The sequence below is a fragment of the Parabacteroides sp. 20_3 genome (assembly GCF_964238835.1).
Taxonomy (GTDB): domain Bacteria; phylum Bacteroidota; class Bacteroidia; order Bacteroidales; family Tannerellaceae; genus Parabacteroides; species Parabacteroides distasonis.
Map to the genome: position 1 here is coordinate 89082 of NZ_CAXSNO010000012.1, position 13076 is coordinate 102157.

The 13076-nt window shown below is 47.7% G+C and carries 9 protein-coding genes; 1 reads left to right on the top strand and 8 read right to left on the bottom strand.

Annotation, left to right across the window (positions count from 1 at the left end; all coding sequences use genetic code 11):
- Positions 1–32: 32 nt before the first annotated feature.
- From ACESPU_RS20370 to ACESPU_RS20385, 4 genes are all read right to left on the bottom strand, one after another.
- Positions 33–431: a VanZ family protein gene (locus tag ACESPU_RS20370; protein ID WP_048927158.1), complete on the bottom strand. Its 399-nt coding sequence runs from the start codon at positions 429–431 to the stop codon at positions 33–35.
- Positions 432–433: 2 nt separating this feature from the next.
- A complete protein-coding gene (locus tag ACESPU_RS20375) occupies positions 434–1648 on the bottom strand; it encodes a cysteine desulfurase (RefSeq protein WP_309431183.1) in 1215 nt (404 codons plus the stop codon).
- Between the two features lie 131 nt (positions 1649–1779).
- Positions 1780–3195 (bottom strand): arylsulfatase, encoded by a 1416-nt coding sequence (locus ACESPU_RS20380; protein WP_121961523.1) that lies wholly within the window; start codon positions 3193–3195, stop codon positions 1780–1782.
- Positions 3196–3219: 24 nt separating this feature from the next.
- Complete coding sequence (locus tag ACESPU_RS20385; protein WP_146376175.1) at positions 3220–6387, bottom strand: TIM-barrel domain-containing protein; 3168 nt, start codon at positions 6385–6387, stop codon at positions 3220–3222.
- 173 nt (positions 6388–6560) lie between these two features.
- Between ACESPU_RS20385 and ACESPU_RS20390 the strand changes: the two genes are divergently transcribed.
- Positions 6561–8408: a glycoside hydrolase family 13 protein gene (locus tag ACESPU_RS20390; protein ID WP_048927154.1), complete on the top strand. Its 1848-nt coding sequence runs from the start codon at positions 6561–6563 to the stop codon at positions 8406–8408.
- 100 nt (positions 8409–8508) lie between these two features.
- Here the strand turns inward: ACESPU_RS20390 and ACESPU_RS20395 are convergent, their stop codons facing one another.
- From ACESPU_RS20395 to sufB, 4 genes are all read right to left on the bottom strand, one after another.
- Positions 8509–9345, bottom strand: a complete 837-nt coding sequence (locus ACESPU_RS20395; protein WP_048927153.1) for a GNAT family N-acetyltransferase — start codon at positions 9343–9345, stop codon at positions 8509–8511.
- Between the two features lie 112 nt (positions 9346–9457).
- Positions 9458–10810: a Fe-S cluster assembly protein SufD gene (gene sufD, locus ACESPU_RS20400; protein WP_048927152.1), complete on the bottom strand. Its 1353-nt coding sequence runs from the start codon at positions 10808–10810 to the stop codon at positions 9458–9460.
- Positions 10803–11558 (bottom strand): Fe-S cluster assembly ATPase SufC, encoded by a 756-nt coding sequence (gene sufC, locus ACESPU_RS20405; RefSeq protein ID WP_122378687.1) that lies wholly within the window; start codon positions 11556–11558, stop codon positions 10803–10805. Before sufC ends, sufD begins: the two co-directional genes overlap by 8 nt.
- Positions 11559–11600: 42 nt before the next feature.
- Positions 11601–13046, bottom strand: a complete 1446-nt coding sequence (gene sufB, locus ACESPU_RS20410) for a Fe-S cluster assembly protein SufB (protein WP_005859390.1) — start codon at positions 13044–13046, stop codon at positions 11601–11603.
- Positions 13047–13076: the final 30 nt, after the last annotated feature.

A 13076-nucleotide genomic window follows, 5' to 3' on the forward strand; every position in this document is an offset into this window, starting at 1 on the left:
CAGTTTATTATTTATCGTATATATAGCTTACATTATTTTTGCTCCTTTACAATCCAAGGGCGAAGCACGAACCAAGCGAATGTCGTAGCGGCGATCACCCCGCAAGTATTCGCCAAGAAATCAAACCAATCCCCGCCCCGGTACGTCGTACAATATTCTTGCAATATCTCAATAATCCCACTCATAACGATCGGGCATAAAACCGCCCCGATCCAAGCATGCCATAATACCGTCTCATACTTCCGGTGATTCCGCAAGAACTCCAGCCATAGCATACCCGACATCCCCCCATACATACAGAAATGAACCACCTTGTCCACTCCCGGAAACAAAGGCAGATTCTCCATCGACGGCGGTTTGAAGAAAGATAGATAAATAACGATCAATATAATCGCCAGAGAAAACGGATATTTCTTAATATAATACATCATACTCAAAACATCTTCCGAACTCGTTCCACACCTGCGATGAACGTATCGATCTCCTCTTTCGTATTATAAAAAGAAAAAGACGCCCGCACCGTACCTTCGATCCCTAAGGTATGCATCAAAGGCTGGGCACAATGATGCCCTGTACGAACCGCTATTCCCAGACGGTCCAGCAACATCCCCATATCGTAATGATGGATATTACCCACCAAAAAAGAAAGCACCGCTCCTTTATGATCCGCTTGTCCGAAAATACGCATCCCTTCGATCGTATTTAATCCAGCGGTCGCATATCGCAAAAGCTCATCCTCATAAGCAGCTATATTCTCTATACCGATCCGCTCTACATACCGCAAGGCTTCCGCCAATGCCGTGCTACCGATGTAATCCGGAGTTCCCGCCTCGAACTTAAAAGGAAGCTCATTAAAAGTTGTCTTCTCGAACGAGACCGTAGCGATCATCTCGCCTCCTCCCTGATATGGAGGAAGTTTATCCAACCACTCCTCTTTACCATACAAGACCCCGATACCCGTCGGTCCGTAAATCTTATGCCCAGAGAAAACATAGAACTCCGCATCCAAGTCCTGCACATCCACCTTCATATGCGGAACGGCTTGAGCCCCGTCTACCAACACCGGTACGCCTTGTTCATGAGCGATCTCGATCATCGCCTTTACCGGATTTACCGTACCCAAGACGTTAGACACATGAGTCACGGAAACCAGACGAGTCTTATCCGAGAATAATTTACGATACTCATCCAGATTCAACTCCCCTTTCTCATTCATCGGGATCACCTTCAACGTAATACCTTTCCGGGCCGCTTGTATCTGCCAAGGAACGATATTGGAATGATGCTCCATAACGGACACGATCACCTCATCCCCTGCCGACATACATTCATCCGTAAAGCTGGAAGCGATCAAATTAATGGATTCCGTAGTTCCCCGGGTAAAAATAATCTCATTCGAGGAACGGGCATTCAAGAAATGCTGTACCGTTTTGCGAGCCTCCTCATGCGCCTCTGTCGCCGCTTGGCTCAAGAAATGTACGCCTCGGTGGATATTGGCGTTTACGTTATAATATCCATTCTCTATCTTTTCTACCACTTGACGAGGTTTCTGGGTAGTAGCGCCATTATCAAAATATATAAGCGGTTTATCGTATATCTTATGATCCAAGATCGGAAAGTCTTTTCGGATCGCTTGAACGTCTAACATAGTCTTACTTCTTTTTGTCTTAAAATTACGAGAGCCAAAGATACAAAAAAAAGGCTTTCTCGCTGAAAGAAAGCCTTTTTTATCATTACCTAACAGATATTACGCCTACACTTTATCCTCTACTCGCACGCCTACTTTTCTCTTCCAAAGTCAAAGTACGGAGACTCTGTACGGGCGTTGTCCATTAAGGATGCTAGTTCTTTTACCTTATCGGGATACTTCTCCGCTAGATTCGTATCCTCATGTATATCATTACTTAAATCATACAATTCCAATATAGTCTCACCCACGATCGGTTGCCGGATTAGTTTCCATTTACCGGAGCGTAATGCTTCCCGGCCATTCAACTCGTGAAATTCCCAATATAAATAATCATGGGCCTGTTGATCTTTCTTTGATAACAAGGTTGGTAAGAAAGAGATTCCATCCGTCTGCTCGGGCAAAACCGTACCTGTAAGCTCTGCCAACGTAGGCATGACATCCCAGAATGCGCTGATATGATCCGATTGAGCTCCGGCCTTGATCGTACCCGGGCACCATGCCACCATAGGTATACGGATGCCTCCTTCATATACATCCCGTTTGATCCCCCTGAAAGGTCCGTAGCTCTTGAAAAAGTCCGGATCAGCTCCACCCTCATGATGCGGGCCGTTATCGCTGGTAAAAATCACGATCGTATTCTTATCCAAACCCAACTCTTTCAATTCAGCCATTACATCCCCCACGTATTTATCCAACCGGGAGACCATGGCGGCAAAGGAGGCCAAGGGTTTCTCCGAGGTATTATAACCGCCATACACTTTATCAAACTTACCAATATAAGGAGTCTCCTCGAATGAGTTCTCGTACATCTTATAAATAGAATCATGCGGAAGATTCAATTCCGCATGAGGCAGCGTATAGGTAAGCATCGCGAAGAACGGTTGCTCCTTATGATCCCGGATGAACTTCAATGCTTGCTCATGAATCAAATCTTGTGAATATGTTTTGCAAGCATTGTTCTCGTTTTCAGGAAAAAGAACCTTCTCCTCATTATGCCATAAATGATCCGGATAGAAGGAATGCGACTGCCGTTGACAATTATACCCATAAAACTCATCGAAACCCATCTTATTGGGAATGGAGACAGAGCCCGGATTTCCCAATCCCCATTTACCAAAGATACCGGTCGTATAACCGGCCGATTTCATTAATTTACCCAACGTATAGGTATCCTCCCGCATCGGCTGTTGGCCTTCGGGCGTGATCTCCCGGTTTCCCCGGACTTGCGTATGTCCCGTATGCAATCCGGTCATCAAGGAGCAACGGGAAGGGGCACTCACCGTACATCCGGCATAATGCTGCGTGAACAACATTCCCTCCTTCGCCATCCGGTCTATATTGGGAGTCTTGATAATCTGTTGGCCATAACAGCCAACATCTCCATATCCTAAATCATCCGCTAAGATATACACAACATTCATAGGACGCTCCGGAGTTTTTTCGCAACCGGACATTCCGATAAGCAGCAATGTCCCGGATATACATAAAGTCAATTGTGTTTTCATATACCTTTAAAATAAATAGAAGTGTTAGAAACCAATTACAATCTTCTGATCCTGATTCGTAGACAAACGGTTCGTCCGTACCTTAACCCTTCCCATACGATCCGAGGCATCGAAGTACCAGCCTTCTTGTCCGGCATTGAACGCTTCGGGGGAGATGGCAGATAGCGGCTTCCCGGCTACGGTTACGTTTGACGGGCTGGATTCTGAGCGGACATCCAATAGGTAAGTACGCTCTTGGTAACGTCCTTTATAATCTCCTTTCGCTTTCGCTATATCCACGGTGATCGTTCCTTTCTCACCTTTTGGGGAGGAAACAGAGATCAAGGTACAGGCAAACTCGCCTTTCTTATAATCACGGGTGAGACCGTCGTCTTCATATAAATTGAAAGAGGTGTTTCCATAGGGATATAAGTCCAAGGTCAAGACATCCGCAGGTTTCTCACCGACATAATTCATATCCGGGTACATCGGGATAATGGCGCCTTGACGGATAAATACCGGGCAAATATCCAGTTTAGCCTCATATTTATCCAACCACTTGCCACCCTCGTATGTCTTTCCGGTCCAATAGTCGTACCATTCTCCGGCAGGGAAGTAAATACTATCGCGTACATTCTTACGGGTATATACAGGGGCAACCATCATCCATTCGCCACTCATGAACTGGTATTGGGTAGTCGTATCACGAGTAACCACGTCATCCGGGAATTCCAGTACCATCGCACGAGCCATCGGTACACCGGTCGTATGCGCCTCATGGCAATAGGTATAGGCGTACGGGTTCAGACGCATCTTCAGCTTTAAGAATTTACGGTTGATATCCGTGTACGGATGCCCATATACCCAAGGCTGACGGTCGGCATCTGCCCAGCCACTCATGGTCATAAAGATCGGGGTGAAGACCTTCCATTGCAAGTCGCGGGTATAGGTTTTCGGGGAACCGCCGAAGATACCGTCCACATCGCTAGTAGCGGCGTTCATGGCGGAAAGGCCGGCACCCGTGATCGTCGGGATATGGTAACGGATATAATCCCAGTTGCTCACTTGGTCACCGCTCCATACCGTAGAATACCGCTGAGTTCCGGCCCAACCGCAAACAGCCCATACGAAGCCTCGTTCGTTCGTATTGCTCTCGATCCCCTCGAATGCGGATTTACAGCCATTCAAGGCAAACTCATAGCCTTCTCCAACCCAAGCCACATCCAATTTACACAGGCGGGTACCACATTTACCAACCTCGTAGGCGATCTTATCCACACCATTCTCTGTCCACAAGCCCGTATGGAAGCCTCGTTTACCTAATTCCGTCACAACAGAATCCAATTTCACATAGCCGCAACCATAGCCATCGTTCGGCAAGATCCAGCCACGGGGCATATCATATTCCACATATTTATCAGCAACTTGGCTGATTACGTCCGGGGTGGATTGAGGCCATCCGGTGCGCTGTTCCCCTTTGTTATAGCAGTCGGCGTCTCCCATCGTAAGCATCCACATCGCCGGCATAAAAGGTTTTCCGGTGATATCCGTATAGTCGTTCAATAGGTCTTTCAAGGAAGGGCCGTAGAAGTAGAACGCATCAAAGCGATTCTCGTTATGCGTCAACTGACTGGTGAAGCCCATCAGCTTAAAGCCATCATCATAGTTCTTGTCCAGCATCTCCGTGCCGTTGAAGGCATAATGGCCCGGGGCAAACGTATTGCGGAATACGCCATATCCTTTCGTGGACATATAGAAGGGAGCCGGGTTAGAGGATTGATCCTCATCCCAACCGGTCACCTCGATATCCGCTTCCTTCCCGGCGTATGAGAAATTACCTTGTTGCATACCGCAACCGTAGAAATCCTCATCACCGCTACGGCGCATCGTTTGGGTCGTTTTCAGTCCGAAGGCAAGTGGTTCGGCCTCCTCGTAGATCACGGCACGGTTATTCTTGTCATACATGGCGAAACGAATAGGGTTCTTATAGACACGTACGACACATTGGGGAGTCGTGAACTTATAATAGCTGCCGTTGTCGGCCATGGAGACTCTCGGGTTCTTTACCCCATAATCTACAACGATCGAGTTTGCCGCCGGATTGGTATACTCCCCATCCGGTGCCAACCAGATACGGAAGATATCATCCCGGTAAAACATCAACTTAACCTTAGCGTACCCGGAGACGAACTCATATTCCGTGTTGCTGATCTTATTGAACTTCGTCAACTTACCCAAGTTCATACGGGCAGCGAACAGGTTCGCTTTTAATACGTTGTTTGACGAACGCTCATCCTTCGGGTATTGGATAGCGAACTCTATTTTATAGGAGCCCATCTGGGTTAGGTCGGTAGCAGGGAAAGCTACCTCATATTCCTCTTGTTTAGCGATCGGATGCCCGGAGGCGGTTACCGTGGCGGTTAGTTTCTGACCGTTGTTCAAGGAGGCGGTTACCGTGAAATCCTCGTCTACGGGCTGGGAACCAACGTTCTTCAGCTTCACTTTCAACACGTCTTCCTTCGTGAACGTATTCCCGATTTCTTGGTGTGAGGTCACTTTCTCCAAAGCCAAATCATGCGCGAAAGGCTCTGTCAGCTCAATATCATCGACCATCCAGTACCAAGAGAAGATATCCCGCCAGAAGAAACGCAAGTAGACGGTTTTCTGGTTCGCGGCTACCTCGCTGATGTTAATCTCCTCATTCACCGGGGCGTGAAGCTGGGTAGCGGCGGGGATCTTATCCATCACGTTATACTCTTTCCAATTCACCCCGTCGTTGCTGACGCCAACCCAAAGGCCGGCACGTTTTCCGGTGAACCAATTATTCCAACGAAACAAGTGCTGGAATTTCAATACCACATCGTTCTTTCCCGTGCAATCGATAGCGCTGGTCTGGAAATAGCCGTTCGGGTATTCCTCCCGTTGATTCCACTTCGTGATCTCCTCCCCGGTGACTACGCCCGGCCGGAATTGCATATGATAGCCACGGCTTGTAGATGCGATGGGAGGTGCTTGTTGCTCGAACTGGAAAGAGCCGGGATAAGGCTGATCGGTTACAATCCATTCACACTTTGCCGATTTCGTTGAATCGACAATCATCCAGCCGTCGGGTAATTTCCCGGCGGAGAAATCTTCTTTCCAAAAACTTTGTTGTGCGGACAGGGAGGAAACGCAACCTGTCAGAAGCATGGATACAATTAGACTTTTTATCATTTGAATTAGTTGATTAGATTTAGGCAGTAAAGATAGTCTTAATTTACGAGGGTTCGCAAACGTTCGCGTGATTTTTATTCTCTTTTCGCTGGGCGGAAACGTGTTATTATCAATGGAATCCTTCTATCTTCGCGTATGTACAACCTTGTCATATAAATCAATAAACATATATCATGAACAGACATTTATTCTTGAGCCTTTTACTGGCCCTTTTCGCTTCCAGTACGCTTTCAGCCGATAACCTTAAAATCGAGCCGGCCTTCTGGTGGAGCGGTATGAAGAACCCGGAACTCCAGCTGATGGTGTATGGTAAGGATATCGCCGGATATCTCCCTAGCGTGAAATATCCCGGCGTACAGTTGAAAAGCTCGGTAGCGTTGGAAAGCCCGAATTACCTATTGATCTATCTGGACGTGGAAAAGGCCAAGCCCGGCAGGTTTGATATCACGTTCACGAAGGACAAAAAGAGTTTCAATTACTCGTATGAGTTGAAGGCCCGTAAACCGAACGCCGATCGGATCAAGGGGTTTGACTCTTCCGACGTGCTTTATCTCATCATGCCGGATCGTTTCGCGAACGGAGATCCCTCGAACGATCAAATCCCGATGCGTACCGCTTATAAGGTAGACCGTAACAGCCCGAACGCCCGTCACGGAGGCGACTTGGCCGGTATCGAACAGCATTTGGATTATATCGAGGATCTGGGCGTTACCGCTATCTGGCTGAACCCGGTATTGGAGAATGATATGGAGGGAGGCTCTTATCACGGATATGCCACGACGGATTATTATCGGGTAGACCCACGCTTCGGCACGAACGAGGATTACGTCCGCTTGATCGAGAAGACACACGATCGGGGCATGCGTGTCGTAATGGATATGATCTTCAACCATTGTGGAAGCGATCATCCTTGGATGAAAGATATCCCTAGCCACGACTGGTTTAATAATCTCGATAACTACGTGCAGACCAACCACGATAAAGAGGCTTATTTCGATCCTTACGTCTCGGATTATGATAAGGAGACGATGCTGAACGGCTGGTTTGTCCCGAGCATGCCGGACTTGAACCAAAAGAACCCACATGTAGCCAAATACCTTATCCAGAACTCTATCTGGTGGATCGAGTATTGCGGCGTGGATGGTATCCGTCAAGATACGTATCCGTATGCCGACGTGGACATGATGCGGAATTGGTGTACGGAGGTCATGAACGAGTATCCGGAGTATAACATCGTAGGCGAGGCGTGGATGAACTACACGATCGGTTCCGCTTATTGGCAGAAAGGCAGCCGGTTGAACTTCGGACAGGATACTGAGTTGAAATCGGTAATGGATTTCCGCTTGATGGGTATCGCGAGTAAGGCGTTCCATGAGGAGACTGGGTATTCCGGAGGCTTGCACACGATCTTCGAGCATATGTGTTATGATTATGTATATCCCGATATCTATAACGTATTGCGTTTCTTGGAGAACCATGATACGGATCGTTTTCTTCCCTCCATGCCCGAGTCTGTCGATGATTTGTACGCGTTCAAGCAAGGGGTGACATTCTTGTTGACGATCCCCGGTATTCCCCAGCTCTATTACGGGCAGGAGTTGCTGATGAATGGCACCAAGGAGAAGGGAGACGGATATATCCGCTTGGATGTTCCCGGTGGTTGGCCCGGCGACAAGGTGAATCAATTCGAGGCATCCGGTCGCAGCGAGGTGCAAAATGACGCATGGAATTTCCTCCGGACTTTATTGAAATGGCGCAAGGGCAACGATATCATCGCTAAGGGCAAGATGAAACATTTCATGGTGAACCAAGGTGTCTACGTGTACGAGCGCAGTCTGGATGGCCGGAGCGTATTGGTCTTGATGAATGGCAGCGACAAGGAGGTGAACCTCCCGTTGGCCCGCTATGCGGAAGTATTGCGAGGTAAAACCTCCGGAAAAGAGATATTAACCGGAAAGGAGATTCCATTGGGAGACGAATTATCCTTGGCACCGAAAGGGATCTTCGTACTGGAAATGTGATGCCATTAGCCCCGATGATTTTTCATTCGAAGACCTATTCATAGATTACTAATAATTAAATCGGGAGGCCTTAAACCTCCCGATTTTCTTTTCATATATACTATTTTAATCTCTTTTCAAGAATCAATCGATGCCTGCATTGAATGCCGTTCTCCCAGATAGGCTCGGCATAGTTCCGCACGAAATAATCACGATCTACGGCTACCAAATCGAAGCCTTCCTGTTGATAAAGCATCATCGGGCCGGCGGCTGAGGTTCCGGTACAAATACGCAAAAGCTCGACATCTTGAGCCGGAGCCCATTTATTAGATACATGCCGTAATAGTTTCCGGGCGATTCCTCGCCGACGGAAGATATCCGCCACGGCAAGGTTCATGATCTCCGCCTTGCCACCCTCCTCCTTGCGAACCACGATCACGCCGGCAACGGAATTTCGTACCGTAGCGATAAAGCAATCCGAATCCTTTAGGTAAGCCTCTACTTTCTCCCGATCCGGATCGGCTTCCAGCAATAACTCATAAGGAGGGAATAAAGCTACTTGTATCTCCGGCTCCCCGTTAGCGACGATCTCTACTATATTTCCGTCAGGATCTCGGATTACACCCTCATAGTAACCATCCCCGGAAGTGCGGGTCTCACCGGCGATCGTGTATCCATCCATCCGGAAACGTTCGATCATTTGATCCACTTGCTCCTTCGTATCCGCATGAAAGGCCAGATGAGCCAAGCCGATATGATCCTTGTCGTAAGCCTCAGTAATATCTTGCCGTTGCATGATCTCCAAAGCGGGGCCACTCTCGAAAGAGACGAAATAAGAGGCGAACCCTTTCTTTGGATTCACATATTTCTCGTTACTCTTACCATTGAAATACTTTACATAGAAATCCCGTAAACGTTCCAGATGATTCGTCCACAAAGCGATGTGTGTTAATTGCATAAGTTGGTGGTTTTAATTTGTCACTGCCAAAGATATAAAAAAATCAGACATGGTTCCCTACATTATCGTCGGGATAATCCATGTCTGATTACTGTTTTCTTCTTATTTGCGATTATTTACAAATCCGGCAACCGGCGCATTTAGCCAGTTCACCGCGGAAACGTTTCTCTACCAGTTTATGCAAACGGTCTTTCAACGCCTCCAAGCGTACATGGTCGATCACGTCGGAAGTGAAAGCCACGCTCAATAACATACGGGCCTCGTCACGCGGGATACCGCGGCTTTGCATATAGAACAAAGCGTTCTCATCTAACTGACCGGTCGTCATACCGTGCGAGCATTTTACATCATCCGCATAAATCTCCAGTTGCGGCTTGCTATACATACGTGCCTCACGGGTAGCGCACAGATTACGGTTCGTCTGGTAAGCGGCGGTCTTCTGGGCATCCTCTTTCACCAAGATACGTCCGCTGAAGACACCTACGGCATGATCATTCAGTACGTTCTTGAACAACTCGTTGCTGGTACAATTCGGGACCGCGTGGGTAATATGGCTATAGGTATCCATCTGTTGCTCCTTGTCCAGAACGGACATACCGCATAAGGTAGACTCGGCATACTCGCCATTCAGTTCCACATAATAATTGTTGCGAGTCAAGCCATTCGTCAACGTAATACCGTTTATCAAGACATTGGTCGAGGCCGCCTGCTTTACGTGTACGGAAGAGAAACGGGTCGTAGACTCGCTGCTTTCTTCCAAATCATAATAATCAAAGCGAGCACCTTCCTCCGCAAAAATCTCAACCACTTGAGTCGCCAAGAATTTCACGTCGTCGATACTATGATCGCAAACCAATAGCTTCGCTTCCGAATGAGGTTCCATAATCACCAGAACACGACGGTTCGCCATCGTATCCACATCATTACGGAATATATTCACTAATTGGATAGGACGCTCAACTACGACATTTTTCGGTACATACACCACGAAACCATCTTGGGCTAACATCGTATTCAACGCGATAATACCATCCTTGCTACTCGGCGCCGCCTTTCCGTAATACTTGGAAGCGATCTCCGGATATTGCTCCGTAAAAGCCTTCAACCCTCCAGCATACACGCCTTCCGGCAAATGCGCTTTCGGTAAGTCCTTATCGTAAAACGTATCGTTCACGACAAAGTATAACGATGTGCTCAGGTTCGGCACGTCACAACGGAACACGTCATAAGGATTCACCGGGATAGCGACCCGGTTGATATTCAAACCGTAATCCGGAGCGAACGCTTGGGCTACATCCGTATATTTATAATCCTCGCTTCTCGTGGAGGGGAATCCGAGTCGCTCAAAGTTCGCCAAGGCATCAGCCCTAAGGGCATTCATCACCGGCGTACTATGACGACATACCAGATCCTCACATTGGGCGAAAAGATCGATATATTGTTGCTCGGCCTTCATATTACTCATCTCCCATCTCTTTCTTGATCCAGTCGTAACCTTTCTCTTCCAGTTCCAAGGCCAATTCCGGACCGGCGGTCTTCACGATACGGCCTTTGTAAAGCACATGAACCACATCCGGCTTGATGTAATCCAGCAGACGCTGATAGTGCGTGATTACGATAGCGGCATTCTCCGGAGTCCTCAACTGGTTCACGCCATGCGCTACGATACGCAAGGCATCGATATCCAAACCACTATCCGTCTCATCCAAGATCGCCAATTTCGGCTCTAACATCGCCATTTGGAAGATCTCGTTCCGCTTTTTCTCTCCACCGGAGAAACCTTCGTTCACGCTACGGCTGGCTAGTTTATTATCCAGCTCGACGATCGCACGCTTCTCACGCATCAATTTCAAGAAGTCCGTAGCCGAAACCGGTTCTAGACCGTTATATTTACGGTGCTCGTTCAACGCCGCACGCATAAAGTTCACCATACTAACTCCCGGGATCTCGACCGGATATTGGAAGCTCAAGAAAATACCCTCACGGCTACGATCCTCGGGAGAAAGATCCAGCAGATTCTTACCGTTGAAGATAACCTCTCCTTTCGTTACCTCAAAAGCGGGATTACCTACCAATACACTACTTAACGTACTTTTTCCGGAACCGTTCGGTCCCATGATAGCATGTACCTCACCCGCTTTCACCGACAGGTTGATACCTTTCAATATCTCTTTGCCATTTACGTTGGCATGTAAATTCTTAACCTCTAACATCTTTTCTAATTGAAAATTGAAAGTTGAAAATTGAAAATTATTCTATCCTACGCTGCCTTCCAGCGAGATCGTTAGTAATTTCTGAGCCTCGACGGCGAACTCCATCGGTAACTTATTCATTACCTCACGGGCATATCCATTCACGATCAAACCGACAGCCTCTTCTACCGAGATACCCCGTTGCTGGCAGTAGAACAATTGCTCCTCGCTGATCTTACTCGTCGTAGCCTCATGCTCCACGATCGCCGTCTCATTCTGAATATCAGCGTAAGGGAACGTATGAGCTCCACAAGTAGAGCTTAGTAACAAACTATCGCATTGGCTATGGTTACGGGCGCCTTCCGCACGGGCGGACACCTTTACCAATCCCCGATAGCTATTCTGGCTATGACCGGCAGAGATACCCTTGGATACGATCGTACTTTTCGTATTCTTACCCAGATGGATCATCTTCGTACCCGTATCGGCCTGTTGGTAATTATTGGTCACGGCAACCGAGTAAAACTCACCTACCGAGTTATCACCCGCCAAGATACAGCTCGGATATTTCCAAGTGATCGCCGAACCGGTCTCTACTTGCGTCCAAGAGATCTTGCTACCCTCACCTTTGCACAAACCTCGTTTCGTCACGAAGTTATAGATACCGCCTTTACCTTCCTTATCACCCGGATACCAGTTCTGTACGGTAGAATACTTCACCTCAGCACGCTCGTTCGCCACGATCTCCACGATAGCGGCATGCAATTGGTTCTCGTCACGCATCGGCGCCGTACATCCTTCCAGATAACTTACATACGCCTCATCGTCAGCGACAATCAAGGTACGCTCGAACTGTCCGGTATTAGCGGCATTGATACGGAAATACGTACTCAGCTCCATCGGGCAACGTACGCCCTTCGGTATATAAACAAACGAACCGTCCGAGAACACGGCCGAATTCAAGGCGGCGAAGAAATTATCACGATAACCAACCACGCTGCCCAAATACTTCTGCACCAAGTCCGGATGATGTTGTACAGCCTCGCTGAACGAACAGAAAATAATCCCCTTCTCCGCGAGATTCTCCTTGAAAGTAGTCTTCACGGAAACACTATCCATCACGGCGTCTACCGCCATTCCGCTTAAATGCTTCTGTTCTTCCAAAGGAATACCCAGTTTATCGAATGTTTTCAACAACTCAGGATCTACCTCATCCAAGCTCTTTGGTCCCTCTTTTTTCTTAGGGGCGGCATAATAGATAATGTCCTGATAATCGATCGGCGGGATATTCAAGTGAGGCCATGTAGGCATCTCCAACGTCTGCCAATGGCGAAAAGCCTTCAAACGGAACTCGAGTAACCATTCCGGCTCGTTCTTCTTGGCAGAGATAATACGGACCGTCTCCTCGTCTAATCCACGATGGATCACCTCCGTATCAATATCGGTAACGAAGCCGTATTTATAATCTCCGCTCGTTACCTCATTAATTATATGATTTGAATCCTGCATAATTAAAAATTAACCATTGATAAAAGCCCT

Excerpts from the sequence above, each read along its gene's own strand:
- ACESPU_RS20395 (WP_048927153.1), bottom strand. The coding sequence starts at position 9,345 with ATGCAATTAACACACATCGCTTTGTGGACGAATCATCTGGAACGTTTA.
- sufD (WP_048927152.1), bottom strand. The coding sequence starts at position 10,810 with ATGAGTAATATGAAGGCCGAGCAACAATATATCGATCTTTTCGCCCAA.
- sufB (WP_005859390.1), bottom strand. The coding sequence starts at position 13,046 with ATGCAGGATTCAAATCATATAATTAATGAGGTAACGAGCGGAGATTAT.
- sufC (WP_122378687.1), bottom strand. The coding sequence starts at position 11,558 with ATGTTAGAGGTTAAGAATTTACATGCCAACGTAAATGGCAAAGAGATA.
- ACESPU_RS20370 (WP_048927158.1), bottom strand. The coding sequence starts at position 431 with ATGATGTATTATATTAAGAAATATCCGTTTTCTCTGGCGATTATATTG.
- ACESPU_RS20380 (WP_121961523.1), bottom strand. The coding sequence starts at position 3,195 with ATGAAAACACAATTGACTTTATGTATATCCGGGACATTGCTGCTTATC.
- ACESPU_RS20375 (WP_309431183.1), bottom strand. The coding sequence starts at position 1,648 with ATGTTAGACGTTCAAGCGATCCGAAAAGACTTTCCGATCTTGGATCAT.
- ACESPU_RS20385 (WP_146376175.1), bottom strand. The coding sequence starts at position 6,387 with ATGATAAAAAGTCTAATTGTATCCATGCTTCTGACAGGTTGCGTTTCC.
- ACESPU_RS20390 (WP_048927154.1), top strand. The coding sequence starts at position 6,561 with ATGAACAGACATTTATTCTTGAGCCTTTTACTGGCCCTTTTCGCTTCC.